This is a genomic window from Thermohahella caldifontis, assembly GCF_041153465.1.
GTDB lineage: Bacteria > Pseudomonadota > Gammaproteobacteria > Pseudomonadales > Oleiphilaceae > Thermohahella > Thermohahella caldifontis.
In genome coordinates, this window is sequence record NZ_CP154858.1 from 1994087 (window position 1) to 2019239 (window position 25153).

The 25153-nt window shown below is 62.3% G+C and carries 27 protein-coding genes; 12 read left to right on the forward strand and 15 right to left on the reverse strand.

Annotation, left to right across the window (positions count from 1 at the left end; genetic code table 11):
• Window positions 1-4: 4 nt before the first annotated feature.
• Window positions 5-1162 (reverse strand): fatty acid desaturase, encoded by a 1158-nt coding sequence (locus AAIA72_RS09630; RefSeq protein ID WP_369600106.1) that lies wholly within the window; start codon window positions 1160-1162, stop codon window positions 5-7.
• Window positions 1163-1182: 20 nt separating this feature from the next.
• Window positions 1183-2289, reverse strand: coding sequence for a ferredoxin reductase (locus AAIA72_RS09635; RefSeq protein WP_369600107.1), 1107 nt, complete (start codon window positions 2287-2289; stop codon window positions 1183-1185).
• A gap of 288 nt (window positions 2290-2577) precedes the next feature.
• Between AAIA72_RS09635 and AAIA72_RS09640 the strand changes: the two genes are divergently transcribed.
• Together AAIA72_RS09640 and AAIA72_RS09645 are read left to right on the forward strand one after the other, a co-directional pair.
• Complete coding sequence (locus tag AAIA72_RS09640) at window positions 2578-3201, forward strand: TetR family transcriptional regulator (protein ID WP_369600108.1); 624 nt, start codon at window positions 2578-2580, stop codon at window positions 3199-3201.
• 98 nt (window positions 3202-3299) lie between these two features.
• Window positions 3300-3737, forward strand: a complete 438-nt coding sequence (locus AAIA72_RS09645; RefSeq protein ID WP_369600109.1) for a PaaI family thioesterase — start codon at window positions 3300-3302, stop codon at window positions 3735-3737.
• 48 nt (window positions 3738-3785) lie between these two features.
• Here the strand turns inward: AAIA72_RS09645 and AAIA72_RS09650 are convergent, their stop codons facing one another.
• The 5 genes from AAIA72_RS09650 to AAIA72_RS09670 all read right to left on the reverse strand — a co-directional run bounded on the left by AAIA72_RS09650 (window position 3786) and on the right by AAIA72_RS09670 (window position 7606).
• Window positions 3786-5132 (reverse strand): multiheme c-type cytochrome, encoded by a 1347-nt coding sequence (locus tag AAIA72_RS09650; protein ID WP_369600110.1) that lies wholly within the window; start codon window positions 5130-5132, stop codon window positions 3786-3788.
• Between the two features lie 4 nt (window positions 5133-5136).
• The gene (locus tag AAIA72_RS09655; protein ID WP_369600111.1) at window positions 5137-6141 is read right to left on the reverse strand and encodes a thioredoxin domain-containing protein; all 1005 of its coding nucleotides are present in this window, start codon (window positions 6139-6141) and stop codon (window positions 5137-5139) included.
• Window positions 6142-6220: 79 nt separating this feature from the next.
• On the reverse strand, window positions 6221-6445 hold the full coding sequence (locus AAIA72_RS09660) for a hypothetical protein (RefSeq protein ID WP_369600112.1): 225 nt from the start codon (window positions 6443-6445) through the stop codon (window positions 6221-6223).
• A complete protein-coding gene (locus AAIA72_RS09665) occupies window positions 6442-6867 on the reverse strand; it encodes an OsmC family protein (RefSeq protein ID WP_369600113.1) in 426 nt (141 codons plus the stop codon). Before AAIA72_RS09665 ends, AAIA72_RS09660 begins: the two co-directional genes overlap by 4 nt.
• A gap of 40 nt (window positions 6868-6907) precedes the next feature.
• A complete protein-coding gene (locus AAIA72_RS09670; protein WP_369600114.1) occupies window positions 6908-7606 on the reverse strand; it encodes an NAD-dependent deacetylase in 699 nt (232 codons plus the stop codon).
• 108 nt (window positions 7607-7714) lie between these two features.
• Between AAIA72_RS09670 and AAIA72_RS09675 the strand changes: the two genes are divergently transcribed.
• The gene (locus AAIA72_RS09675; protein ID WP_369600115.1) at window positions 7715-8515 is read left to right on the forward strand and encodes a glutathione S-transferase N-terminal domain-containing protein; all 801 of its coding nucleotides are present in this window, start codon (window positions 7715-7717) and stop codon (window positions 8513-8515) included.
• Here AAIA72_RS09675 and AAIA72_RS09680 read toward each other — a convergent pair.
• The 3 genes from AAIA72_RS09680 to AAIA72_RS09690 are packed head-to-tail and all read right to left on the reverse strand — an operon-like array spanning window position 8489 to window position 10795.
• Entirely contained in the window at window positions 8489-8815 is a 327-nt protein-coding gene (locus AAIA72_RS09680; protein WP_369600116.1) for a DUF2288 domain-containing protein, read from the reverse strand. The two genes, AAIA72_RS09675 and AAIA72_RS09680, sit on opposite strands and share 27 nt — an antisense overlap.
• On the reverse strand, window positions 8805-9785 hold the full coding sequence (locus tag AAIA72_RS09685) for an ion transporter (protein ID WP_369600117.1): 981 nt from the start codon (window positions 9783-9785) through the stop codon (window positions 8805-8807). The genes AAIA72_RS09680 and AAIA72_RS09685 overlap by 11 nt, the downstream gene beginning before the upstream one ends.
• Entirely contained in the window at window positions 9782-10795 is a 1014-nt protein-coding gene (locus AAIA72_RS09690; RefSeq protein ID WP_369600118.1) for a YheT family hydrolase, read from the reverse strand. Before AAIA72_RS09690 ends, AAIA72_RS09685 begins: the two co-directional genes overlap by 4 nt.
• Window positions 10796-10866: 71 nt before the next feature.
• On the opposite strand from AAIA72_RS09690, the gene AAIA72_RS09695 reads away from it, so the two are divergent.
• Window positions 10867-11274 (forward strand): hypothetical protein, encoded by a 408-nt coding sequence (locus tag AAIA72_RS09695; RefSeq protein ID WP_369600119.1) that lies wholly within the window; start codon window positions 10867-10869, stop codon window positions 11272-11274.
• Here the strand turns inward: AAIA72_RS09695 and AAIA72_RS09700 are convergent.
• The 3 genes from AAIA72_RS09700 to AAIA72_RS09710 are packed head-to-tail and all read right to left on the reverse strand — an operon-like array spanning window position 11256 to window position 13865.
• A complete protein-coding gene (locus AAIA72_RS09700; protein ID WP_369602992.1) occupies window positions 11256-12080 on the reverse strand; it encodes a sensor histidine kinase in 825 nt (274 codons plus the stop codon). The two genes, AAIA72_RS09695 and AAIA72_RS09700, sit on opposite strands and share 19 nt — an antisense overlap.
• Window positions 11969-12742 (reverse strand): HAMP domain-containing protein, encoded by a 774-nt coding sequence (locus AAIA72_RS09705; RefSeq protein ID WP_369602993.1) that lies wholly within the window; start codon window positions 12740-12742, stop codon window positions 11969-11971. The genes AAIA72_RS09700 and AAIA72_RS09705 overlap by 112 nt, the downstream gene beginning before the upstream one ends.
• A gap of 7 nt (window positions 12743-12749) precedes the next feature.
• On the reverse strand, window positions 12750-13865 hold the full coding sequence (locus AAIA72_RS09710; RefSeq protein ID WP_369600120.1) for an ABC transporter substrate-binding protein: 1116 nt from the start codon (window positions 13863-13865) through the stop codon (window positions 12750-12752).
• 88 nt (window positions 13866-13953) lie between these two features.
• Here AAIA72_RS09710 and AAIA72_RS09715 point away from each other — a divergent pair, with 88 nt between their 5' ends.
• The 5 genes from AAIA72_RS09715 to AAIA72_RS09735 all read left to right on the forward strand — a co-directional run bounded on the left by AAIA72_RS09715 (window position 13954) and on the right by AAIA72_RS09735 (window position 19440).
• Window positions 13954-14883: a LysR family transcriptional regulator gene (locus tag AAIA72_RS09715; protein WP_369600121.1), complete on the forward strand. Its 930-nt coding sequence runs from the start codon at window positions 13954-13956 to the stop codon at window positions 14881-14883.
• Window positions 14873-16303 (forward strand): aminoacyl-histidine dipeptidase, encoded by a 1431-nt coding sequence (locus AAIA72_RS09720; RefSeq protein WP_369600122.1) that lies wholly within the window; start codon window positions 14873-14875, stop codon window positions 16301-16303. The genes AAIA72_RS09715 and AAIA72_RS09720 overlap by 11 nt, the downstream gene beginning before the upstream one ends.
• Window positions 16304-16381: 78 nt before the next feature.
• Window positions 16382-17521 (forward strand): YjgN family protein, encoded by a 1140-nt coding sequence (locus AAIA72_RS09725; RefSeq protein ID WP_369600123.1) that lies wholly within the window; start codon window positions 16382-16384, stop codon window positions 17519-17521.
• A gap of 89 nt (window positions 17522-17610) precedes the next feature.
• Window positions 17611-18534 (forward strand): M48 family metallopeptidase, encoded by a 924-nt coding sequence (locus tag AAIA72_RS09730; RefSeq protein WP_369600124.1) that lies wholly within the window; start codon window positions 17611-17613, stop codon window positions 18532-18534.
• Between the two features lie 3 nt (window positions 18535-18537).
• Complete coding sequence (locus AAIA72_RS09735; protein ID WP_369600125.1) at window positions 18538-19440, forward strand: DMT family transporter; 903 nt, start codon at window positions 18538-18540, stop codon at window positions 19438-19440.
• Here the strand turns inward: AAIA72_RS09735 and AAIA72_RS09740 are convergent.
• Window positions 19429-20115 (reverse strand): START domain-containing protein, encoded by a 687-nt coding sequence (locus tag AAIA72_RS09740; RefSeq protein WP_369600126.1) that lies wholly within the window; start codon window positions 20113-20115, stop codon window positions 19429-19431. The genes AAIA72_RS09735 and AAIA72_RS09740 overlap by 12 nt on opposite strands.
• Window positions 20116-20300: 185 nt before the next feature.
• Between AAIA72_RS09740 and AAIA72_RS09745 the strand changes: the two genes are divergently transcribed.
• The 3 genes from AAIA72_RS09745 to AAIA72_RS09755 are packed head-to-tail and all read left to right on the forward strand — an operon-like array spanning window position 20301 to window position 24160.
• Entirely contained in the window at window positions 20301-21596 is a 1296-nt protein-coding gene (locus AAIA72_RS09745; RefSeq protein ID WP_369600127.1) for a diguanylate cyclase, read from the forward strand.
• A 30-nt stretch (window positions 21597-21626) separates the two neighbouring features.
• A complete protein-coding gene (locus AAIA72_RS09750; protein WP_369602994.1) occupies window positions 21627-22880 on the forward strand; it encodes an HD-GYP domain-containing protein in 1254 nt (417 codons plus the stop codon).
• Complete coding sequence (locus AAIA72_RS09755; RefSeq protein WP_369600128.1) at window positions 22877-24160, forward strand: EAL domain-containing protein; 1284 nt, start codon at window positions 22877-22879, stop codon at window positions 24158-24160. The genes AAIA72_RS09750 and AAIA72_RS09755 overlap by 4 nt, the downstream gene beginning before the upstream one ends.
• Here the strand turns inward: AAIA72_RS09755 and gap are convergent.
• On the reverse strand, window positions 24141-25139 hold the full coding sequence (gene gap / locus AAIA72_RS09760; protein WP_369602995.1) for a type I glyceraldehyde-3-phosphate dehydrogenase: 999 nt from the start codon (window positions 25137-25139) through the stop codon (window positions 24141-24143). The genes AAIA72_RS09755 and gap overlap by 20 nt on opposite strands.
• Window positions 25140-25153: the final 14 nt, after the last annotated feature.

Consider the following 25153-nt stretch of genomic DNA (forward strand, 5'->3'; position numbering starts at 1 on the left):
CGGATCATGCGGTCACGGCGGCCTCCGCCATGCCGGCCGCCCTGTGCTTGCGACGCCCCGGCAGGGAGTATCTGAGCACCCGTTTGACCACGCTCAGATACTGTTTCCAGAACGGTCCGGTATTATAGGGGATACCGTAGCGTTCCGCGATCCTTCGGACCTCGAGGGAAATTTCCGGGTAGCGGTGAGCAGGCAGATCCGGAAACAGATGATGCTCGATCTGATAGCTCAGATGGCCGCTCAGAATGTGCAGCCAGCGGCCGCCCTCGAAGTTGCTCGATCCGGTGAGCTGGCGGTAGTACCAGTGGCCGCGGCTTTCGTTCTCGCACTCTTCGGGCGTAAACGTGTGCGCTCCTTCCGTGAAGTGTCCGCAGAAGATGATGGTGGATGCCCAGAGATTGCGCGCGGCATTGGCCAGACCGTTGCCCAGCATCACCTTCCAGAACAGGGGGCCGGCCAGGGCGGGAAAGAACACATAGTCCTTGAAAATCTGCCGGCCGGCCTTCTTCGCCGCATCGCGCAGATAGCCTTTCTTCTCCTCCAGCCGGAACGTGCCGTTCCAGAGGCGCTCCGCTTCCAGCTCATGCAGGGCGACCCCCCACTGAAAGAACAGGCTCAGCAGCCCGAAGTAAACAATCTGGGGCAGGCGTAACGGATGCCAGGGGGTGTCATCTGACAGCCGCAGCACGGCATAACCATAATCCCGGTCCTTGCCCACGATATTGGTAAAGGTATGGTGCTCGTAGTTGTGCGTGCGCTTCCAGGAATCCTTGTCGCAGGCCGTATCCCAGTCGAAATTGCGGGAATGAATGAGCGGATCGTTCATCCAGTCATACTGACCGTGCATCACATTGTGGCCGATTTCCATATTGTCGAGGATCTTGGCAATGGACAGTGCCACCACCCCGAGCCCGAAGGAGACCGGCGTGATGCCGAGATGGATGAACGTCCGCCCGGCAATTTCACTCATGCGCTGGATTCGGATCAGATTGCGGATATAGCTGGCATCGCGTTCGCCAAGATCAGCACGCACGGCGTCCCGCAAGGCGTCCAGTTCCCGGGCCAGCGCATCAAGCTTTTCGGGAGCAGGGATGGAAGGTGTTCCCGCTGATGCCTGTGAGCGGGCCTCTTTCAATACTTCAATTGTCAGTGCCTGTGTCATGTTCATGTCCTCCTTGAGGGTCAAAGGGCCAGGTCAACCGGCGTGACCGGGGTACTGATGCAGATCTGGATCTCTTCCTCGCCGTAACCGGAAAGTTCGCCGGTCAGCAGGTTGCGCACCAGGCCCTGCTGCTTGGTACATTTGCAGGTGTGGCAGATCCCCATGCGACAACCGGCGGTCGGATTGAGCCCCGCCTGTTCAGCCAGCGTCAGCAGGCTGGCGGTCTCACGGGTTTCGATCTCTCTTTGGCTGGCACTGAAACGCACGCGCACCGGCGCATTGAGCGCCCGGGCCACCGGTGCGATGCCAAAACGCTCCTCCACCAGACTTGCCTCCGGCAGCCCCCGTGCAAGGAGCCCCTCGCGAACCCGTGCCCGGAATGGTTCGGGGCCGCACACATAAACCCGTACCGGAGACAGTGCCATGGCCTTGTCCAGATGCGCATCCGCCACACGCCCGTGAGGCAGCCCCTTCCCATAAACCGGAACGGGTGCCGATTCCGCGATCATGTGCAGGTGAAAACGGGGATACCGCTCCGCCAACGCCTGCAGCGGCCTGACCATGATGAAGTCTTCCGGCGTGCGGGCGAAATACATCAGGGTCGCAGGTACCGGCATGTCCTGACGAGCCAGTGCTTGCAGATGAGAGGCCACGGGGGTGATGCCTGACCCTGCGGCAAACCAGACGATGCGCTCGTGCAGGGGGTGGGGCAGCCTGAAGTCTCCCGTCGCCCTCGACAGGCTGACAACCTGCCCGGGTTTCAGATGGTCATGCATCCAGCCGGTCACCCGGCCATCAGGTACACGCTTCACGGTCAGCGTAACCACCCCCTCGGCGGCCCACCGCTCCGGCGCGGAAGACAGGCTGAAAGTGCGTGTATGGCGAACGCCCCGGATCTCAAGCGTGACGTGCACGTGCTGACCCGCTTCGAATCCGGGCCAGCGATTGTCCGTCCTGAGCACCCAGGTCCGGGTATCCTGCGTTTCCGGCCAGCTGTCCACGACCTGTGCCCGGTACTCCCTGAATGACCACATGGGGTCAATGGCCTGAACCAGCTGTTCAAAGTAGTCACCGGCTCGCGGCGAGTTGAACAGACTGAGATTGAATGCGCGCTGCAGTGCAGACATGGCGGCTTCCTCGTTTCGACATTTTCAGTGCACAGTTGTACTCCCAATATAAAACGCCTGTCAACAAATATTTTCAAACACAAAACATATCCCTTCAATTTCAGTACACTACACACAGCATACCAGGTCATTCGCGTAGAATCTCATGTACACACTTGAACTGATGACATCCCAAAAAGCGCTCTGCGCTCTTATCCCTTTGCGTTGCGGGCCGGCAGCAACCGCATCGGCCTGCCATCCTGACGCCATTCGGAGTACAATCGTCCACTCAGTTGTACGGGCAGAGCCATGCAGACACGCGAGGAAAAGAAACGACAGACCCGGCAGGCGCTGATTCAGTCAGCGCTGGACTGGGTGGATGAAGGCAAACCGCTGGCATCACTGAGCATCCGTGAAATCGCCAAGCGGGCTGGCGTGGTGCCCACCGCCTTCTACCGGCACTTTCAGGATGTGGAAGATCTGGCACTGAGCCTGGTGGACGAGCTGAGCCGGGTGCTGCGCAGACTGCTGCGCGAGGTACGCTCGTCAGATGAGACACACCCGCCCCGGGTGCGGGACTATCTGGATCAGTACTGCCACTACGTGCTCGCCAACCGCGTCTGGTTTGTATTTCTGGTTCAGGCCATGACCGGCGGCACACTGGCCGTACGCCGGGCCATCCGCAGCGAGCTTCACTATTTTGCCCATGAGCTGGCGCTGGACATGCGCCGCCTGGATGTCCTGCCGAATCTCAGCCTCGAACGACTGGAAGATGTGATGCTGCTGGCCCTGCAGACCGCAGCCTTCAACACCTCGGAGCTGGTGGATCTGCCCGCCGGCCACGAGGCACTGCTGAATGACTTCAAGGCCCACCTGCGGCGCCAGATTCAGCTGATCTTTGTCGGGGCCCGGCATTGGCGGGAACGGGATTGATGCGAGATATTGCCACCCCCGATGATTGCCCCGGCCATAGCCATTCGCGATCCGATCCATTAAAACAAGGGCATGATCAACAGGCTCCGGAGATCCCCATGAAAACGCTGAACAAGGATTACCAGTCCACCTTTCTGCAATCAGTCTTTGATGTCACGGTGCACCTGAACGGTGACGCCCTGGAAGCGGATGTGACCTTCCACGAGCGCCACGAAGGCCCGCCGGGGCATGCCCATGGCGGCAGCATCGCCACCGTGCTCGACGAAATGATGGGCACTCTGGCCTGGGCCAGCGGCCACAAGGCTGTCGCGGGGCGGCTGAGCGTGGACTACCGCCAGCCGGTTCCCCTGAAGGTCCCGCACCGGGTGACCTGCCGGATTGACGAGCGTCGCGGCCGCAAGGTATTCATCAGCGCCGACCTGCTGGGTCCGGACGGCACGGTCCGGGCCCAGTCAGAGGGCATTTTCTTTGATCTGGGAGAGGATTTTCACGCCCTGAAGGACAAGGCCGAGGCGGCCCGTCAGGACATCGCCTGAGGGCACCGGAGAGCCCGGGTCGGACCACAGGGCCCGGACCCCGTGGGGCTACGGACGGGCAGGCGCCGCATCCAGACCGTGAACAATCCGCGGCCAGTAGGTGTTGAAGTCGAATGAGGGGCTGTGCTCCGGGGTGTGGCACTTCAGGCAGACCGGCCCCTGTTCGCCCAACACTTCCGCCAGTTTCACCTGACCGCCACTTTCCACATGGGCCCGGCCCGGTCCGTGGCAGGACTCGCACTGGACATTCATGCGGTCCGGTGTGGTCTGCGGGTCGATGAACCCGCCGGGCTCACCGAATCCCACGGTATGACAGCCGATGCAGTTGGCATCAAAGGCCTTGTTCACCGCCTCCAGCTTGGCAAAGGCCCCCGCATGGTTGGATGCCTTCCACACCTCATGCGCGCTCTGATGGCAACCGGCGCAGGCCTGCTCTCCTGCCCAGGGGCTGTCGGTGGTGCCCTCCCCCTGCAGCAAGGCCACCTGGCGCTGATAATCTTCCATCAGGGCATCGGTATAACCCTGATACCAGTCCTTCAGGCGCTCCGCCTCGCCGACACTGGCCGGGAGAGTCACCACCTCATGGCGTGCCACGGCCAGTGAGTTGTCCGGATTCACCGTCAGCGTCAACCGGGCCAGGCGCTGCCCGCGGGTACCCGGCTTCAGCACCCAGGTCCTGCCCTGCCGGACCGGCTCGCCATACTCTTCGGAGTCAGGCCGGATCAGCAAGACATCAATGGCATCCAACGGGAGCATGCGGTTGGCCTGGTCCCAGGTCAGGGTGGTCGATACCACCGTCAGGTAGCCATCTCCCCTGGCCTTCAGGAGTGCTTCGTGGAACCCGCCATCCATCTCTGCACCCGGGAATCCCTCGCCCTGCATGGCCGAATAGGGTGATTCTGCCGGGTTGAGCCAGGCGAAGAACGCCAGCTTGCGGCCATCCCGGTTCAGATAACGCACCCTCTCGAACGGCAGGTTGACCGCGTTGCTGGCCACCCAGGGGACCTGGGCTGTTTGAAGAAAGTCCACACCATAGTCGAGATCCTTCCACTGCAGACCCACGGCATCCCAGCTCTGGGCAGCCACACCGCTCAGAATGAAGCGACTGGTAATCTTGTCCGTGGGGCTGCGGGAGTTGAACAGCCCGCCTGCATTAATGAAAAAGGTATCCGGTCGTTCCGCGCGCCAGCTGTCCAGCATCCTGGTCTGCCTGAGGATGCCCCCCAGATTGCCTTCCAGCGTGCAGCCACAGGCTTCGAGCTCTCCGTTGAGATTGCCCGCATAGACCAGCGTCCACTCTCCCGCAGTCAGCTGAGGCCGGGTGCCGGGTACGCAGGCCACCAGCAGGGCCAGCCCTGCCAGCAGAAAAGACCGAAAGAGAATACGGAAGTGCATGCGCTTACTCCTTGCTGCCCGCTTCCTTCAGCGACGCATCAATGACACGGGAAAGATCCGCCTCCAGATCGGGAGAGGCGTGAACCAGCCTGCCATTGACGAAGAATGTCGGAGTACCGCTGATGCCCAGCGCCTCCCCTTCGGCGTAGGACTCATCCACCTTCTTGCGCGTCGCTTCCTTTGCATAACAGGTGTTGAATGCCCCGGTATCCAGCCCCACTTCCTTCGCCAGCATTTCCGGGGTGATGCTCTTCAGGTAAGCCTGCCGGGCAAACGCCGTGTCATGATAGGCCCAGAACTTGCCCTGCTCGTCCGCACAGACGGCACCATAGGCGATCTTGCGCGAAATGCCGGACGGATTGATGGGAAAATCACGGTACACAAAACGGAGCTTGTCACCATACTTTTCCACCAGCCGGTCCATGACCGGTACCGCATCCTTGCAATGCGGACACTGGTAGTCCGCAAACTCCACCAGAGTCACAGGGGCATTTTCAGGGCCCTTGGCCGGATACCCACGGGTATTCACGCTGAAGCGGGGAGCTTCGGGCTGTGCCAGCAGGACGGCATACCCCTTCTCCTCTTTCAGGCGCGCCAGCAGTGCCTGAACCTGCTCACGGAACTGCTGATTCTGCAGGTACTGACGAATCTGCTCCCTCATCTGCTCCAGTGTGCCCGGCATGCGGGCCTGATTCTGTTCGTAGAAGGCCTTGATGGCGGCATCGTCCGGCACGTCCACCTTGAAAACCCGGTTCTGAATTTCACGCGGCGTGACGCCGGCCTTTCCGGCCTCCGCCTCCAGCCAGGTCTCGATCACATAATTGTCGATGGCCTGTTGCTGCTTGGCACGCATCTCCAGGGCCAGCGAATGGAACTCCTGCCGGAGCTTGGCGGGCAGGTTGGCGTCGGTGTAGGTCTGGCCGTCAAAGGAAAAGACGGGGTCTGCGGCAGTGACCGGCAGGCTGAAGGCAACCAGCACCACCAGTGCGCAGTGGCGAAAGGGTTTCATGGCAGTTCCTTGTTGTTCGTTAAGGGGGCATCATGGCCGCATTATAGCCACAAGCGGGACCTGTCCCCATGACATTTTATCAAGGTGTCTGCGGAGGTTCCGGCGAAGCGGGTACGGTCTCATCGGCCGGAGCATCCGCATCCGAAACCTCCGGCACCGATTTTTCGCCATCAGGCCTGAGCGCCTCGGCAGCGGAAAAATCAAATCCCGTATCCTCGGTCAGGTCATCCGGGTCGAAGCGAATGCCACAGCCGGCCTTGATCGTTCCGGGCATCTTGATACCCGATTTCGGATAATCCGTCATTTGCGTCTGATCTCCCCATGCAGGCTTGTTCCCGGTGCGACCGTGTTGTAAACGGTGCCGTACTTCCTGACGTTTTCATGCAGCAATTCCAGCCGGTGGTCACTTTCATCCGTATCCACCAGAATGGTGTAATCGATCTGCTCCATTCTCGGCGGCACATCCTGACGGATACCGGAAAGCCGTATCTCCACGCCGCGAAGCTGAAATTTCAGGATGGGGGTCACACGCTCGATCCCCTTGATCATGCAGGCTGCCAATGCAGCCAGCAGCAACTCTGCCGGATTGAACGCATCACGTCGGCCAGCCATATCCGTATCCAGCACCAGGCGCGCCTCCTTGCATAACGCCTCACTGCCATTCGCGTCGAGACGTCTTGCCGTCACGCTGAAGGTCATTTTCCCGGTTTCAGTCTGTGTTGCCATTCTGTTCTCCTTCAGCGTCAGTTTGTCGGTTTCCGGATAGTCAGGACAGGCGCACCGGTTCACCCATGAGGCTGTCCACCCACTCGGGGACGCCTTCGGAGGCGGTCTTGCGAATCACCCGTGCACCGGGTACGTGAAGGCTCGCGTTGGGATCAATGAGCCACAGGGGCACCCCCGGCCGGCGCCAGTGAATCAATGCTGCAGCGGGATGAACCTGCAGGGAAGTGCCGATGACACAGTACAGATCGGCCTGCCGGGAGACCTCCACGGCCTCGTCAATGCGCGGCACCGGCTCGCCGAACCAGACCACGTCCGGTCGCAGCGGGCTGCCCAGCTCACAGGTATCGCCGGGCTCGATGTCCCGCTCTCCCAGGTAATAGACAAGAGAGGGGTCGCGCGTACTGCGCGCCTTGAGGATTTCACCATGGAGGTGAATGACCCGGGTGGAGCCGGCACGTTCATGGAGGTCATCCACATTCTGGGTGATGATGGTGACATCGTGGTGTCGCTCGAGCCGCGCCAGGGCGACATGGGCCGGATTGGGCTGTGCCGCACGCACCTGACGCCGGCGCTCGTTGTAGAAGGCCAGCACGCGCCCGGGGTCCCGCGCCCAACCTTCGGGCGAGGCCAGTTCCTGCACGCTGATGTTCTGCCACAGGCCACCCAGGTCACGAAAGGTCGGCAGGCCGCTTTCCGCACTGATCCCGGCCCCCGTGAGCACCACCACATGCTTGCGCATTTTTTTCACCTCCGCAAGAGAGAATACCACATCCGTTGACGCCGTAAACACATCTTGCATCCCGCCTGCCGTCCCATTAGTCTGGCGGTCGCAGAGAGGAGATGAAATATGAATCCACAGGACTTGCTGACATCCACACTGGCCTCATCCATCCGGGGCTGGCGCGGCACCCAGGCCAGCCGCCACACACGCCAGCCCGAGAAACTTCCGGAGCTGTTTGATTGCGAAAACGACTGGGAGTGCCGGCTGGTGCGGGAGGCCATCACCGAGCTGAACCTGGACGTGTTCATCTGGCCGGTGCCCAACGGTGGCAAGCGCTTCTACCCGAAAATGGCCGAGGCTGCCGCATCAAAGGGCTTGTCCACCCACCGGCCGCTGCTGGTGGATCCGAATACGGGTGATGTGCTGCAGGGTGCCCGGGCCATCAACACCTGGCTGTTTGCGACCTACGGCAACCGCAAGGTTCCGGATGCGCTGCTGCCCACCCGGTCCAATCGTCTGTCTTCCGAGCTGGCCAGCAAGGTCCGCGGGAACCGTGGACTCAACGCCCGGCCATCACGGGCACCGGAAAAGCCGCTGACCCTGTATGCCTTCGAGTCCAGCCCCTATTCCCGACCGGTGCGGGAGGTGCTGTGCGAGCTGGAACTGCCCTATACCCTGATTACCCTGGGCAAGCAGCAACGTGCCGACTGGGGGCCTGCCAGCTTCCGGCTGCATCTGGGGCCTTATCGTCCCATTCCCGGCACCAAGCGTGACCAGATGCTGAAAACCCGGGGCCGGGTTCAGGTGCCCTTCCTGATCGACCCCAATACCGGGGTGGAGATGTTCGAGTCAGCGGACATTCTGGCGTATCTGGAAAGCACCTACGCCCTGCCGGAGACTTCAATGGAGCGGGCGGTACTGGACTAGCACCCAGGGTGCCACCACCAGGGCCCAGAGTTCCGGGTTGCTTCCGGCCCACTCCAGGGCCTGGCCTTCCGTCACCGGGCCCACCTCTCCGGCGCGCATCCAGCGCTCGAAGGCGGCCGTATCGTCGGCCGCCAGGGCCATCCCTACATCAATGAGATTGAGTCCGGCGGACACCAGGACCACCTGACCGCGCGCCCAGTAGCGCTGCAGATCCTGCCAGGGGATACGGGCGGTTTCACTGTTGAGCTTGGCGCGCAGCAGCCGGGCCTCTGTTTTGGGAGAGGGAGATTCAGCGGTCATGGTCCTTTCCGTCCGGAGTGAGTTGGGTTGCAGCGGGGCGGTGATGGATGACGCCACCACAATGCGGGCAATGGTACTCGCCCTCAACGTCCAGTTCCAGCTCCAGTTCTTCCATAATTTCCCGGGCCTCTTCACGTTCCAGCCCAAGCCGCTGCCGCTCCCGGTTCAGACGCCGGCGCTCGGCACGGGTGATGACGCCATCTGCAAGCGCTTCACGGGCCTCCACTTCATACTTGCGCTTGCGCAAATCCAGTTCACGCTGGAAACCGGAGGCCAGAATACCCGCCGGCAAGGCCGCGAGCCCGATGCCCACGATACTGATGACCATGGCAAAAGCCTGCCCTGCAGCACTGTGCGGGACCACATCGCCGTAGCCGACCGTGGTCAGCGTCACCGTAGCCCACCAGATGGCACGGGGAATGGAGCCGAACGCCACCGGCTGATCATCGCCTTCCACCAGATAGATGCCCGCAGCCGCGAGCAGGATCAGCATGATCAGAATGAAGATGGCCGAAAGCAGGCTGTTGGCCTCCTTCCGTAACACCGTGAGCAGCAGATCCATGGAACGGGAATACCGGGTGATCTTGAACAGACGGATCAGCCTGACCACACGGACATACAACGGATCCAGCGTCGTCAGCCCCACCAGGTAATAGGGCGCCACCGCAAAGAAGTCCACCAGCGCCATGGGTGTCAATGCCCAGCGCAGGCGACCATAGCGTCGCCGGTAGCGGGGATCCTCCTTGATGCTCCACAGGCGCAACAGGTATTCAATGGTAAAGACAAACACGCTGAACACTTCAATGCGCCGAAACAGGGACTCATACCGCACCCGGAATTCAAGCTCCGTATCCAGGACGATCACCACCACATTGAGCACGATCAGAAAGGTAATGAAATAGTCGAACACCTTGCTTGGCAGCGTGTCGCGGACCTCGACAATTTCATGTACCTTCGCACGCAGACTCATGAGCGAAGCGGCTCCAGCTTCCCGGCAATCACGCCATCCACCCAAGCCGTGAGGCGGTAATCCTGAATGAACCCGCAGTGGCCTCCATGTGCCGTTCGCAGAATGTGCAGATTGGGATTGCCGCGCAACCGCTGCAGGTCCCGCGCCGGAATGACCGGATCATCCTCGGCAAAGATAAGCGTGGTGGGAATGCGCAGCTTTTCCAGTGCATTGCCGGTCACCGCGTACCCGGCAAAATAGGACTCGGGGTCCGGATAGGGCGTGTGTTCGCGGACGAAATGCTCGGTCATGGCACTGAGAGAGCGGCTGCGTACAAATGCGTCCACGTCCACGGCCCCCGGGTGCACTTCAGCCTTGCGGCGGATGGAACGCAGCCATTTCTTGCGGAAGTAGGCCCGGTAGAGCGGCAGCCCGGTTTCCAGTGCTTCCAGCGTATGGATGGGCTCAAGCACGGGTGACACCGCCACCGCATGACCCATCTTCAGTCCGGCTTCCGGCGCGGCCAGTGCCGTGCGCAGCGTGAAGTTGCCACCCAGGGAAAAGCCGACCATGGCCCAGTTTGCGGCACCGGTGCGCTGCTGCAGGTCGGCCAGGGCCATCACCACCTCATCGAGCCGGTTGGCATGGAACAGTTCGGGGTTGAGATGATGAGACGGCCCGTGATCACGCAGGTGCAGGCGAAAGATCTGCCAGCCACGCCGGTAGAGCTCCGCGGTCAGCGACAGGATGTACAGGGAGTCCGCACAGCCTTCCCAACCATGAAGCAGCACGGCCAGCGGGGCATCTTCCTGTTTCTGCGGGCTGAACACGCCGTGCAGGCGGCGACCGTCGCCGGCATCCAGTATCCAGTCTTGCGCCACGGCCAGGGCTTCGCGGGCACGCCGTCGGGCCAGAGGCCGGCGCAGTTTCAGTGACGCCAGAATGGACTGGACATGGCGATTGCGCAGCCCGGGGGCCGGTTTCCAGGGGACCCTTTCTTCCCTGTGCAGCGGGGTATTCAGTTGCGTCATTGCCGTGTCTCCTTGCCCCAAACGGGTGTTGTGCTTGACTCGCAGGCCACTTTGAGTGACATTCGGCAACCATGATAGCGCCTCGCATCCCCGATTTCACCGGCAAACGCGCGTTCAAGATCACCTTGCGGACGCTGCATGTGCTGAGTATCAGTGCCCTCTGCGGCGGGCTCTGGTTTGTTCCGGAGCGCCCGGAGACCTGGCTGCCCTTTGCCTGGCTCACGCTGGCATCCGGGCTGGCGCTGGCGCTGCTGGACGGCTTGTCCAACCCGCTGTGGTGGGTTCAGGTCCGCGGCCTTGCAATCTACGTCAAGCTGATCCTGATTGCCGCGCTCACGCAATGGCCGGCGCAGGCCTGGTGGATTCTGGCCGTCATCATCATCCTGTCCGTGGTCATCTCGCACGCACCGGGCAATCTGCGCTATTACTCTCTGAAACACCGGCGGGTGATCCGCTCCGCTCAGGATGCCAAGGGCTGATCCTGCTGCAGGCCTGACGATGCCGCTTCGGCGCAGGGCAGCAACACATGAAAGCTGGTGCCGGTCACCTGCTCCTGCCCCGCTGGGACATCGCTCAGATCACTCGCCGTACAGGTTTCAAACGTTACCGTTCCACCGTGAAGCGCCACCAGCTCACGCACCAGCGACAACCCCAGACCGGCACCGCCCTGGTTGCGGTTGAGGCCGGTATCGGAGCGGGCAAACTGTTCGAACACATTGCCCCGGACATCCTCCGGAATGCCCGGTCCCTGATCGGCAATCACCAGCCGCCACCACTGTCCTTCCCTGATCAGCTCCACCAGCACAAAGCGGCCCCGGGGTGAAAACTTGATGGCATTCTGGAGCAGATGCCTGACCACCTGTTCAAGCCGGTGCCGGTCTCCCCGCACCCACGCCGGCGCCGTCATCTCGCCCCGGTGCAGCATGACACCGTTCTGCATGGCCAGGCTGTCCATGTTGACAATCACGCGATCCACCAGGGCGCAGAGGTCCAGCAGCTCCCGCTCGATGGTCAGCTGATGCGCCGCCAGTGCCTGGGAGTCGAGAATGTCATTGACCAGTTCACTGAGGCGATCACAGTTGCGCCGGGCGATTTCCATCAGCTCCCGCCCCTTGGGCGACAACTGGGCCGCCTCGGGCGTAAGCACCAGAGCCACCGCTGCGCGGATGGATGTCAGCGGCGTGCGCAGCTCGTGACTGACCGTGGCCAGAAACAGATCCCGCGCCCGGACCGCTTCTTCCGCCTTGTCCCTGGCCAGCCGAAGATCCCGGGTCTGACGTGCAATCTGATCACTGAGAGATGCCTGCAGATCATGCAGCGCCCGGACCCCTCTCTCAGCCGGGCAATTGCTCGTGCCAGTTCGCCCACTTCATCATCCCGTTCCGTTTCCGGTATATCCTGATCGAGCTCCCCTTCAGCCAGATGTCGCGTGGCCTGTTCCACCCGCTCCATGGGGCGGAGAATGCGGCTGAAGGCCAGGGCCAGGGCCAGATTGACCACGATCAGAATCAGCACCATGATTCCCAGGCTGCGCCGGACGGACTGGCCGAGAGACGCGTGCAGATCAGCCGTCGAAAATGCCAGCGTCAGCTCCCCGAGCGGCCGGTCTGCCCCCGGATGGGTGATTTGCCGGCTGAATCGCACAATATCCTGATCGTCGAGAGCACCGCCCACCCGGATCAGCACCTTGCCATCCGGGTATCTCAGGATCGCACCGCGAAATTCAGGCAGGCGCTCCAGCGGCTTCAGCACCCGTTCCATGGCGTCAAACTCGAAGTTCCATACCGGCTCCGCCAGCAGGGCGGCCTGGTCGTCCGCCAGCACCTCCGCCTTCTGCAGCAGTGCAGTCCGCGTGCGCTCATGACCCGCCCAGCCGTCATACAACGCCTGCCCCAGCATGACCAAGGCCAGAATCACGCTGGTCGAGACCATCAGGCGCCATTTCATCTTCACGTCAGAGCATCTCCAGCAGCCGGTCCAGACTGAAGTCATGGCGCTCACCCCCGGGAGTGAGCACCAGCGAAAACTGCCTGAACGGAATCCGGTTCCAGTCAGCCCCGTCGAGACGCTCAGCATAACGCCCGATGTTCTCCTGCGTCAGCAGGCCCAGCCGTGTTTTCAGGCTCACGCCGTCCCGCCGGGCAAAGTCCACCCCCCTGAAATAGTCATGCAGCACCACCAGTGCATAGCCCCCTTCAAGAAAGTGTCCGCCCAGCGTCACCAGCAGACGTCCCTCGCGCACTGCCGCCAGAGCAGGCGGATTCCAGTCAATCCCGCCCACCAGCACCGTCCGGCCGGGCAGATAGCCGGACTCCTGCAGGGCGTCCAGGGCGCCCAGGGCCATGGGATCGTTGGCGGCCCAGATGGCCTCCACCCGACCGTAACGGCGCAGCAGGCCGAGTGTCTTGCGGTAGGCCTCCTCACGGTTCCAGCCTGCAGGCACCACCTGCAGCAACCGGACATCCGGTGTCTGCTCCACCGCCGCCTGAAGGCCGTCCAGACGGGCCCGCGCGGCCCGGTCCCCGGGCGGGCCACCAAGCCCGAGCATGCGGATGGGCTGGCCGTCCTGCACCAGCTGCCGTTCCCGGGCGGCGAGCGTCAGCATGCCGGCCAGATCATGCCCGGCCTGCCAGTCATCCGGCAGCATCTCACCGATCCAGTAGCGGAACTTTTCCCGCGGGCGTCCCAGATCCCGCGTTTCCTCCTCCGACAGACCGGCGTTGAACATGAACGCCCGCACCTGATTGTCTTCCGCCAGCCGCAGAATCGCACCGGCACTCTGCTTGGCGTTCTTGAACAGGATCACATCCGGCTTGTCCGCACCGGTCACCACCTGCCTGACCTGTTCGATCAGGCGCAGGCGGTCATGGTTGGCCGCATACACATCCAGCCGGATATCCAGCTGGCGGGCGGCCGCCTGCATGACCTCCGTGACCGGCTTCCAGAAGGGATCGTCCACCCCCTGGGGATTGAAAAAGGCCGCATGAAACACTTCCGCACGCAGCGGCAGACTTACCATCAGGCAGCCGAGGGCCGCCAGCCGGGCTGCCGCAATCCACCACTTGTTCAAGACCCCGTCCTCGTTCTATGCTTGGCACTTTACATGAGTTTAGACGTTTTGGCGGCGTCTGCCCGGCTAACTGACACAGGAGTCAACGGTGCCCAAGGCCACACTGGAACAATGGCGCATGCTGCGGGCTGTCGTGGAACACGGCGGCTTTGCCCAGGCGGCGGCTGTCGTGCACAAGAGCCAGTCCACCATTCACCATGCGGTGCACAAGCTGGAAGACCTGCTCGGTGTGCAGTTACTGGAAGTGGAAGGACGCAAGGCGAAACTGACCCCCGCCGGTGAAACGCTGCTCCGGCGCAGCCACCTGCTGCTCAGCCAGGCACAACAGCTCGAAGAGCTGGCCCGCTCTCTGGCTGCCGGGGTGGAACCGGTGATCCGCCTGGCGGTGGACGTCATCTATCCCCACGAGAAGCTTTACGACATGCTGGCCCGGTTCTCGGAAGCCTATCCGCAGACCCGGATCGAGCTGTTCGAGGTGGTGCTTTCCGGCGGCGAGGAAATGCTCCAGAGCGGCAAGGCGGATCTCGTGGTCTCCCACTTTCTGCCGCCGGACAAGATGGGCACACCGGTTGCGCAGGTGGAGTTCATCCCCGTGGTGTCACGCACGCATCCGCTCGCCAGCGCACCACAACCGCTGCCCGCAGCCGAACTGGCCCGCTATCGCCAGGTGGTCATGCGCGATTCCGGGCTGACACGCAAGCGCGACTCCGGCTGGCTTGGCGCGGAACAGCGCTGGACCGTCACCCATCTGTCCACATCCCTTTACATCGTCAAGCGCGGTCTGGCCTTTGCACGCCTGCCCCGAAGCTGGATTCAGGCGGAACTGGACAGCGGTGAACTGGTGCCGCTGCGGCTGGAAGAAGGCGGCAACACGCTGATCACACTGTATCTGGCCTACGCCAACCGGGACACCGCCGGACCGGCCACCCGCTTCCTCGGCCAGCTGATCCGTGATGCGGCCGGGACCGCTCCTGATGCTATCGCTCCCCACGCCGAAAAGGACAACCATGCAGATTGATCCGAATGTTCCCCTGTGGCCATTTTTTGAGAACCTCAGCCGGATTCCCAGACCCTCCAAACATGAAGCGGCTGTCAAGGCCTGGATCCGCAACCTCTTTGCCGGCACCGCCATCCGCATTCACGAGGACGAGGCGGGAAACCTGCTGCTGCGCAAACCGGCACATCCCGACATGACCGGCACACCCGGCATCATTCTCCAGAGCCATCTGGACATGGTGCCCCAGAAGCGGGACGGCAGCCCCCATGACTTTACCCGGGATCCGGTCGAACTGGTACGTGACGGCGACTGGCTTCATGCCCGCGACACCACGCTGGGTGCGGACAACGGCATTGGTGTGGCCGCCATTCTCGCGGTCTTCAGTGATCCGGCGATCCGCCATGGCCCGCTCGAGGCCCTGCTCACGGTTGATGAGGAGGCGGGCATGAGCGGTGCCCTGGGCGCACAGACCGACTGGTTTGAAGGCCATTACCTGCTCAACCTGGATACCGAAGAAGAGAACGAACTCTATATCGGCTGCGCGGGCGGCGTGGATGTGGTGGTCTCCGCGACGCTGCCCGCCAGCGGACGGCAACAGGCGGGCTGGCAGATCGGGGTGCACGGCCTGCGCGGCGGTCACTCGGGCATCGACATCCACCGCCAGCGTGGCAATGCCATCCGGATCCTGGCTGAACTCCTGCAGACCATCAGCCATGAGTGGGGACCCCTGGAGGTGGCACAATTCTCCGGCGGCACGCTGCGCAACGCCATCGCCCGCTCGGCCGAAGCCACCCTCGTCCTCCCGGCTGCCGCGGACGAAAGCGCGCTGCAGGCGGTGACTGACCACTACCAGACACAGTGGCAGGCACGCGAGCCCGGCATTCGGATCACGCTGACTCGCACCACGGTTTCAGAGACCACACCGGCCGATACCAGTCATGCCTGGCTGGACGCGCTGCTTCGCTGTCCGCATGGCGTGCTGGCCATGAGCCCGGATTTCGAAGGCGTGGTCCACACCTCGGCCAACCTGGGGGTCGTGCACTGGACACCCGGCCAGATCCGCGTGGACTGCCTGCCCCGCAGCCTGGATGACCGGGCACGGGATGAGGCGGCCGAAAGAATCGGGGCGGTCTTCGCCGCGCTGGGTGCCCGGGTTGAACGACAGGCCCCCTATCCGGGCTGGACGCCGCGTCCGGACAGCCCGCTGCTGCAGCGCGCCAGACAGCTTCACGAACAGGTGCTCGGGGTACCCGCCGGCATTCAGGTGATCCATGCCGGACTGGAGTGTGGCCTGCTGGGCAGGAAGGCACCGCACTGGGACATGATCTCCTTCGGCCCCACCATTCAGGGCGCCCACTCCCCCGACGAGCGCGTGAACATTCCCTCCGTGGCACGATTCTGGCGCTTCCTGCTCGCCCTGCTGGAACGGATCGGTACCTGACGCTATAGTACGCCAACCGGGCCGGCCACAATGCCGGCCCATACACCATCCAGGGACAGTCACACAGGAGGGATGCCCATGACTGCCACACCATCCGCCACGTTTCACCGCTTTCAGTTTCACGGCAAGGCCATCGAGTTCTTCCGCATCTGGATCGTCAACATCATCCTGACCGTCCTGACACTGGGAATCTACTCGGCCTGGGCCAAGGTGCGCACACAGAAATATCTGATGCGCAATCTGGAGCTCGACGGTCACCGCTTCGACTACACCGCCGAACCCATGCAGATCCTCAAGGGCCGTCTGATCGCCGTGGTTCTGCTGCTGGCGCTCTCCCTCCTGCAGAAGATGATGCCCGCCGCCGGCAGCCTCGCGTCGCTCCTCTTCATGCTGATCATTCCGGCCATCATCGTGATGTCCCTGGCCTTTCGCCTGCGCGTCACCACCTACCGGGGCATCGCCTTCGGCTTCCAGCGTGATTTTGTCAGAGCCTATCTGATCTATGGTCTGCCCGTGCTGCTCATGGCACTCATGTTTCTGATCACCTTTCTGTATGGTCCCCGGGCGCCCCGGCCCGGCATGGAACCCGAATTCCCGGCACTCTGGCTGGCGGGAATGGGCGGCCTCATGCTCGTCCTTGCGCTGGGCTTCCCGGCCTGGGAGTGGTGGCTGAAACACTTCATCGGTACCCGCGCCCGATACGGCACCACACACTTTGACTATGAAGCCCCGGTGAAGGCCTACTATGGGCTATACACCTCGGCAAGCCTGACCGCGCTCGTCCTGCTGGTTGCCCTGACCTTGCTCTTCGGCGGTATCGTTCAGCTGGCCGGCACATTGCCTGCCATCCCCGGCGCCTGGATCACGAGCGCATTGCCCATCGCCCTCACCTGCACGCTGGTCTGGTGGTACGCCCGGATCCATGCAGGCCGGATCAACCTCTTTCTCGATAACCTGTCCCTGGACGGCCACCGGGTACGTTCCCGGGTCACCACCGGTGCCATATTCTGGCTTTATGTCACCAACACCCTGGCCATTCTGGTATCGCTCGGCCTGCTGATTCCCTGGGCACAGATCCGCACCCTGCGTTACCGTGCCTCCGTCACCGGTCTGCTGGCCCACAGCCCGCTGGATACCTTCGTGGCGGAACAGCAGACACAGGTCAGTGCTCTGGGTGAAGAAATCGGTGATGTCTTTGATGTGGAGATCGGCCTCTGAGTGCCCTGACCTTTCAGGCCCGTCTGTATGACGGGCAGACCTCCCGTCCCGAGACGGTCACGGTCACGCTGGATGACCGGCAGGGCATCATGATCCGCATGGCTGGGGGCCAGATCCGGACCTTGCCGGTGCAGGACATCAGGATAGAACCACGGCTCGGCAATACACCCAGAATCCTGCGCCTGCCCGACGGTACCATGCTCGAAACCGCTGACCATGGGGCTGTCGCCCGCCTCGAAGCACAGGTCAGGCCGGCGAACAGCTGGCTGCACCGTCTCGAAAGCCGGTGGACAGCTGTGCTGGTGGCCACGGTGCTGGCCATTGCCGTACTGCTGGGGACGGTCACCTGGGGCATCCCGGCTCTGGCCGGTTTCATCGCCGGGCAGATTCCCGCGCCCCAGGTCCAGCAACTGGGCCCGGATGCCCTGGACTGGCTCGACACCCATGTATTCAGTCCCTCAAACCTTCCCGAAGCCCGCCGGAACGCGCTGCAGGAGCAGTTTGACACCCTCATTCGCAACAGTGAGTTTCGCTATCGGCTGCATATTCGTGCCAGCCCGAAGCTGGGTGCCAATGCGCTGGCCCTGCCGTCCGGGGACATCATCCTGACGGACGAACTGGTGGCGCTGGCAGAGGATGACAACGAGCTGATGGCCGTGCTCCTGCACGAGCAGGGGCATGTGGAAAAACGTCATGGCCTGCGTCTGGCCCTTCAGCAGGCCTCAGTTGTCACGTTAGTCACCCTGATGACCGGTGACCTGTCCACCGCCAGCAGCGCCATCACCGCCCTGCCCCTGCTGCTGACCCAGCTCGGCTACTCCCGGGACATGGAACGCGAAGCGGATGCCTACGCAGTTGTGCGTATGCGCGAGACGGGGCTGGACACTGGCGCCTTCGTGCGGATTCTGAGAAAATTGGCCGCATCACACGGAGAGGAACAGGCATCCACCGGCTTCCTGTCCACGCACCCGGTCACAGACGAGCGCATCGCCGCCATACGGGCATCCAGATAACCCATGAAATCCAACCAGCTTTTTTCAGAAGCCCTGCTGCTTCTGGCTGCCCTGATCTGGGGCTTTGCCTTCGTGGCACAGATTGTGGGCATGGAACACGTCGGCCCCTATACCTTCAACCTGGCCCGCTTCATCATGGGCGGACTGGCCCTGCTGCCCATTGTTCATGTTCTGAGCCGTCGCATGCCGCACCCACCGGTGGAGATCCGTGTGCTGCCTGCCAGTCTGCTGGCCGGAACCGTCCTGTTCATCGCCTCATCGCTGCAGCAGATCGGCTTGCAATACACCACTGCCGGCAAGGCCGGCTTCATTACCGGTCTCTATATCGTTCTGATTCCGTTTTTCGGACTGTTCTTCCGCCAGCATACCCACCGCTATACCTGGATCGGTGCAGGACTTGCCCTATGGGGCCTCTACCTGCTCACCATCGAAGGCCCCTTCGAGCTGTCCTGGGGCGATACACTGGAACTGATCGGTGCCCTGTTCTGGGCTGCGCACGTGATGGTTATCGGCTGGCTGGCACCGCGCACGGATGCCCTGCGGCTGGCAGCAGGGCAGTTTCTGGTGGCCGGCCTGCTCTCGGGCGTGGCTGCGTTCTGGGTGGAAACCCCGAGGGTGACTGATCTGCTGGCCGGCTGGGCCCCCATTCTCTATGGCGGACTGGGCTCCGTGGCCATCGCCTTTACCCTGCAGGTCATTGCCCAGAAGCACGTCCCGGCCAGCCATGCCGCCATCCTCATGAGTCTGGAGGCCGCCTTCGCTGCCCTGGGCGGATGGCTGATGCTGGACGAAACCCTGTCTGTGCGTGGCCTGATCGGATGCGCCCTGATGCTGGCCGGCATGGTGTGCTCCCAGTTGCGACCCCGGACCACTGTGCCCGTGGCCAGCGAGACCTCAGCGCTTTAGCGCCAGCCAGTTGCTACCCAGCCAGCCGGCAATCCGGCCCTGTGCATCGCGGGCCAGATGTGCCCGGCTGTAGGGCGGTTGTATCGCCAGCCGTGCCAGCCCGCGCAGTGTCTGTTCGGGAAGGTTCTCGAGCAGCTGATTGACCAGCCAGCCCGGCAGCGCCCCGCCGGGATCCGTATGCTGCTCCCACACCACCCTGACACCACCCCGCTCCGGCGTCAGGGTATAGTGTCCGCGGGACCGCTGCACGCGCACCAACCCCCGGTCCGGAAGTGCATCCGGGCGGCTGATCATGTCCACACGCACTGCGCCACCCGGTGACAGCTCACGGATGGTCACTTCCAGCACAATGTCCCGGTCCTGCGCCGGCCATGGCATGTCATTGACCTGGTAGGTCAGGCGGCGGTGAAAGCCGTGGCGCTCCAGCACCTCCGCATGGCGGCACTGATAGATCCACCGCGGGCAGGCTTTGGGATCCGCCGTCAGGGCCAGCACGGCATCCAGGCTGGCCGGCACCCAGGTTTCTCCCCGGAACGCCGCAACCGTGCTGCCCGGTTCAGGACGGATCCAGACACGCAGATCGGGCTCGTCATGAATGAGCTTCCAATCCGCGCCTGCAGCCCAGAGCTGTGTACAGATCAGCCAGCTCCAGAGCATCCAGCCTGCCTTGTGCATCGTGATATACCCCGGTCTCGTTCAAGATGCCTTCATCATACCGGTTCCCTGATGCGCCTTCCGGAACCGGAGTCACTTCCTTGACACAAAACCGTGCATCAAGTCTCAGAATGAAAAGAGGACATCCGGTGGCAATCTGATCAGATCCGTCCATACTTGTTGTACGTATAAAGGTTGAGACAGATATGGCCCAACGTGCTTTAATCATTGATCCCTCCCCCCTCTACCGCAAACTCATCGGTCATATCCTGGAGGAAAAGGGACTGGAAGTGGTCTGTGAAGCCTACCCGGATCGTGCACTGGCCCAGTTACAGCATGCCGATCAGCCTTTTGATTTTGTGACACTGGCCTACCATCTGGAAGGGGAAACCTGCAAAGGGCTCTGCACCCGTATCCGGGCAGCCCTTCCGGATACACTTCTGCCCATACTGGTACTGACGACGGAAACGGATCATGCCATCGTCACGGAGCTTCTCTCGGCCGGAGCCACCGAGGTCTTCAGCAAACAGCATCTGGAGAAGTTTTACCAGTACATTGAACACCATCTGCTGCATACCTCAAGGCAGATTCTGGAGCCGGGCGAGGTTCTGCTCATTGAAGATGACCGCTCCATGGCCGCGGTCATCAAGGCCACTCTGGAAACCATCAATCAGGATACAACGCACTACCTGACAGCTGAAGAAGGGCTGGATGCCCTGACCAAAGCCCCATCCCAATTTAATCTGGTCATCACTGATGTCATCCTGCCGGGGGAAATGAACGCCCTGACCTTCATCAGCCAGATCCGCCGTCGGCGTGAATTTGACGACCTCCCGATTCTGGCCCTGTCTGGTCTGGATGATATCAGCCAAAGACTCTCTCTGTTGCAGGGTGGTGCCAACGACTTCGTCTCCAAGCCCTTCCACATGGAAGAATTTCGGGTCCGCGTTGCCAATCTGATCCGGACCAAACTCCTGGTGGACCAGGTCAAGGCACAACAGAAGAAACTGCACGAACTGGCCATGCGCGATCCGCTGACGGGTCTGTACAACCGCAACTTCCTCACAGAATCCGCGGCCCTGCGCATCAGCGAAGCCCGGCGTCACGGCCACCCGCTCAGCATCCTGCTGGCCGACGTCGATCACTTCAAGAAGGTCAACGACACCTGGGGCCATGATACAGGTGACCGGGTGCTGGTCGAGATAGGCAACTACCTGCGTGGTCAGGCACGAAAGGAGGATGTGGTGGCACGCATGGGTGGCGAGGAGTTCATGATCCTCCTGTACCACTGCTCTCTGGAGAATGCGGTCAAGCGTGCGGACTTTCTCAGGGCCGGTGTCGAGGCATTGCAACCGGACGGACGGCACGTCACAATGAGTGTCGGCGTGACGTCCCTGATGAATCCGGGAGAAGACTTCCAGACACTCTACAAGCGTGCAGACCTCGCGCTTTACGAGGCCAAGAAAAGAGGTCGCAACCGGATCTGCCGCCTGCCTGAATGAGCCGGGCAGTACTGACAGGAGGAACGGCGTATTTCCACAGGCGTCCAATCGGTTGAAGTCCGTACCACACAGCTGGAGCTGGGCATGTATGTGTCCGGGCTGGATCGCCCGTGGCTGGAGACGCCCTTCCCCATTCAGGGTTTTCTGATCCGCTCCTACCGGGATATCGAACTGCTGCGCCAGCTTTGCGAGTATGTGGTCATTGACACCGCACTGGGCAAGGCACCCGCAACCCGGGCCCCCGTTCATCACCCGACGCCCCGCATCACCGTCACGACCCAGGCCCAGCGTCAGAAGCTGGTGCCTCACGGTATCAGCGTCCGTACCTATCCGGTGACCCGGTCACTGGAAGACGAACTGCCGATTGCGCGCATTGCCTACAAGCAGTTGTCCCGGGATATCGAAACGCTGCTGGCACAGCTGCGCAGCACACCGGACCTGGATCTGAAACGCTGGAGGCGCTCCGTCGGCCCCATGGTGTCCAGCGTGATCCGCAATCCTGACGCCTGCGCACTGCTCACCCGCCTCAAGAGCCAGGGTTCCTATGCCTTCAAGCACGCGTTATCCGTTTCCGTCTGGTGTACCTTGCTCGGGCGTCAGCTCGGCCTGCCACGCCCACTGCTCGAAGATCTGGCCCTAGGCGGCATTCTCCTGGATGTGGGGCACCTTGATCTGCCCGAGGGGCTGATCAACCACGACCGCCGCCTCACGGATGCCGAATTCCGGCAGATGCAGAACCACGTGGAGCACGGACTCGAACGGCTCGAAGCCATGGGCAACCGCTCGCAGGTCATTCGCGACATGGTCGCCGCTCACCACGAGCGTCACGCCGGCCATGGTTATCCCAACCGGCTCAAGGGCAAGCTCATTCCTTTCTACGGTCGCATTGCCGCCATTGCCGATTGTTATGATGCCATGACCAGCGAACGCCCCTATGCCGCGCCCATTTCACCCTCCGAAGCGGTGAGCAAGCTTTACGAGTGGCGTAACGTGGAATTTCAGGCGGAACTGATCGAGGAATTCATTCAGGCGATTGGCCTGTACCCTGCCGGCACGCTGGTGGAACTGACCGACGGTCGCGTGGGCATCGTCATCAAGGCGCACGTGACCCGCCGTCTGCGGCCACGCATCCTGCTGCTTCGCGATGCGGACAAACAACCGGTCAGTCCCGAGGAGCTGGACCTGCTCACCCTGGAACAGACGCTGGGCGAGGAAGCACCGGGCATCCGGAGGGCACTTCAGCCCGGTGCCTACGGCATTGACATGGAGGCGCTGGAGCTGTGACCCGCCCGTACCGTCGCGCCGAGGTGGCACGTGCACTCCAGACCCTGCTGGATGCCAGTGACGCACCCCTTGGCGTCCTGCTCCTGGATCTGCGGCAGCTCGCCCGGCTCAACGAAGTGTATGGCTACAGTCAGGCAGACGCCTGCCTGAACCTGCTGACCCGGACGCTGGAAACTCTCCGGGCCGACCGGGGCGGTGTCTACTGGCTTGGCGGCGGCCAGTGGCTGTGCCCTGTCCGTCGCGTCACCCATCCTTCACTGCTGGAACTGGCGGGTATCCGCCTGCTGGAATCACTCCCGGGACGAATCGACCTGGACGATCTCACCGTCATGCCCCGCTTCGTGCTCGCCAGCGCCAGTTCCGGACCGGACTGCGAAACCGGCGAGCGACTGTTGTTGCACGCCGAACAGGCCTTGCGCCACGCCAAGCAACAATTCCGGCCGTACCTGGATTACCGTGACGTCCCCGAACATCTCAAGCTGGAATCCTGGCGCATTGAGGCCGAACTGTACGAGGCCTTTCGTGCCAACGCCCTCAAGGTCTGGTTCCAGCCCCAGATCCACCTTCACCGCCATCAGATCGTGGGCGCGGAAGCCCTGCTGCGCTGGGAAAGCGAAACGCGCGGACCGGTGTCACCGGAAGTGTTCATTCCCTTGCTTGAAAACAGCGGCTTTGTGCTGGATCTCACCAAATGGCTGTTCAATGCCAGTTTCCGGCAGGCCGCCGACTGGCTTCACCAGCATCCGGAACACACCCTGTCCATCAACCTCTCGGGCAACTTTGTCAATCACGAGGAACTGGTGACGCTGGCCACCAACAGCGCAGCAATCTGGAACGTGGCACCGTCACAGATCATTCTCGAAGTGACCGAAAGCAGCATGCTCTGGGACTGGCAGCATGCCATCGACAACCTGGAACGTCTGCGCGTGGCGGGGTTTGGCGTGTCCCTGGACGACTTCGGCACCGGTTATTCTTCCCTGCTCTACTTCAAGGATCTGCCGGCCACGGAGCTGAAAATCGACAAGGTCTTCGTCGAAGCCCTGAATGCCGACCCCCAGAGTGGCCTGCTGATCGAAACCCTCGTCCGGCTTGCCCACGGCTTTGGCATGGAAACCCTGGCGGAAGGGGTTGAATCGGAAGCACAGGCCGGGCACCTGACCCGGCTCGGTGTCGATACGGCACAGGGCTGGTACTTTGCGCCAGCCCTGCCCGTGAACGAATTCCTCGACTGGATGACCCGGTGGTCGCCGGAGCGCTACTTCAAAGACTCATCATCGTGAGCGCCACATCCAGCATCCGGTTGGAAAATCCCCACTCGTTGTCATACCAGGCCATGACCTTCACCAGGCGACCGTTCGCCCAGGTCTGCCGGCCATCCACAATGGCACTGGCCGGATGATGCACAAAATCCACGGACACCAGCGGCTCCTCCGTATAGGCGAGCACCGGCATGCGGGCGGAAGCATTCTGGAGGGCGGCATTCACCTCCTCGGCATCCGTCTCCCGGCCCACCCGTACCACCAGATCAATCAGTGACACATCCGTGACCGGCACCCGCACCGACATGCCGTAGAGACGCCCGGCCAGCCCCGGAAGCACCTCGCCGATTGCCGCGGCCGCACCGGTACGTGTCGGGATCATGGACGAAACGGCAGAGCGGGCCCGGTATATGTCCTTGTGGGCCTTGTCGAGCAGATTCTGGTCATTGGTCATGGCATGGATGGTGGTCACCGTCCCCTCCTCCACGCCAAACTGCTCGTGCAGTACCTTCAGCACCGGCGCCAGACAGTTGGTGGTGCAGGAGGCATTGGACACCACCCGGTGCCCGGGCTCCAGCGTGGCCTCATTCACACCGTAAACGACAGTGGCGTCCACCTCTTTGGCCGGAGAAGAAATCAGCACCTTCTGGGCCCCGCCCATGATGTGCTGTCCTGCCTGCTCGCCATCCCGGAAGCGGCCCGTACACTCGAGCACCAGATCGGCCTTGTGCGTACCCCAGGGAATCTGCAGCGGATCAGCCACCGACAGGTAGGCCATGCCATCCTCCCCCACCTGGAGATGACCATCCATCCAGCTTACAGGCTGATTGAAACGCCCATGGATGCTGTCGTGCTGGAGCAATCTGGCGCTGATTTCCACCGGCGCCAGATCATTGATGGCCACCACCTGAATGGTGTCCCTGTAGCCCGACTCATACAGCGCACGCACGACCGCACGGCCAATGCGCCCGAAACCATTGATGCCCACCCGGATCATGATTCACCTCCTTTTGA

Coding starts and splice junctions, on each gene's coding strand:
- AAIA72_RS09630 (WP_369600106.1), bottom strand. CDS start 1,162: ATGACACAGGCACTGACAATTGAAGTATTGAAAGAGGCCCGCTCACAG.
- AAIA72_RS09635 (WP_369600107.1), bottom strand. CDS start 2,289: ATGTCTGCACTGCAGCGCGCATTCAATCTCAGTCTGTTCAACTCGCCG.
- AAIA72_RS09640 (WP_369600108.1), top strand. CDS start 2,578: ATGCAGACACGCGAGGAAAAGAAACGACAGACCCGGCAGGCGCTGATT.
- AAIA72_RS09645 (WP_369600109.1), top strand. CDS start 3,300: ATGAAAACGCTGAACAAGGATTACCAGTCCACCTTTCTGCAATCAGTC.
- AAIA72_RS09650 (WP_369600110.1), bottom strand. CDS start 5,132: ATGCACTTCCGTATTCTCTTTCGGTCTTTTCTGCTGGCAGGGCTGGCC.
- AAIA72_RS09655 (WP_369600111.1), bottom strand. CDS start 6,141: ATGAAACCCTTTCGCCACTGCGCACTGGTGGTGCTGGTTGCCTTCAGC.
- AAIA72_RS09660 (WP_369600112.1), bottom strand. CDS start 6,445: ATGACGGATTATCCGAAATCGGGTATCAAGATGCCCGGAACGATCAAG.
- AAIA72_RS09665 (WP_369600113.1), bottom strand. CDS start 6,867: ATGGCAACACAGACTGAAACCGGGAAAATGACCTTCAGCGTGACGGCA.
- AAIA72_RS09670 (WP_369600114.1), bottom strand. CDS start 7,606: ATGCGCAAGCATGTGGTGGTGCTCACGGGGGCCGGGATCAGTGCGGAA.
- AAIA72_RS09675 (WP_369600115.1), top strand. CDS start 7,715: ATGAATCCACAGGACTTGCTGACATCCACACTGGCCTCATCCATCCGG.
- AAIA72_RS09680 (WP_369600116.1), bottom strand. CDS start 8,815: ATGACCGCTGAATCTCCCTCTCCCAAAACAGAGGCCCGGCTGCTGCGC.
- AAIA72_RS09685 (WP_369600117.1), bottom strand. CDS start 9,785: ATGAGTCTGCGTGCGAAGGTACATGAAATTGTCGAGGTCCGCGACACG.
- AAIA72_RS09690 (WP_369600118.1), bottom strand. CDS start 10,795: ATGACGCAACTGAATACCCCGCTGCACAGGGAAGAAAGGGTCCCCTGG.
- AAIA72_RS09695 (WP_369600119.1), top strand. CDS start 10,867: ATGATAGCGCCTCGCATCCCCGATTTCACCGGCAAACGCGCGTTCAAG.
- AAIA72_RS09705 (WP_369602993.1), bottom strand. CDS start 12,742: ATGAAATGGCGCCTGATGGTCTCGACCAGCGTGATTCTGGCCTTGGTC.
- AAIA72_RS09720 (WP_369600122.1), top strand. CDS start 14,873: ATGCAGATTGATCCGAATGTTCCCCTGTGGCCATTTTTTGAGAACCTC.
- AAIA72_RS09725 (WP_369600123.1), top strand. CDS start 16,382: ATGACTGCCACACCATCCGCCACGTTTCACCGCTTTCAGTTTCACGGC.
- AAIA72_RS09730 (WP_369600124.1), top strand. CDS start 17,611: ATGATCCGCATGGCTGGGGGCCAGATCCGGACCTTGCCGGTGCAGGAC.
- AAIA72_RS09735 (WP_369600125.1), top strand. CDS start 18,538: ATGAAATCCAACCAGCTTTTTTCAGAAGCCCTGCTGCTTCTGGCTGCC.
- AAIA72_RS09740 (WP_369600126.1), bottom strand. CDS start 20,115: ATGCACAAGGCAGGCTGGATGCTCTGGAGCTGGCTGATCTGTACACAG.
- AAIA72_RS09745 (WP_369600127.1), top strand. CDS start 20,301: ATGGCCCAACGTGCTTTAATCATTGATCCCTCCCCCCTCTACCGCAAA.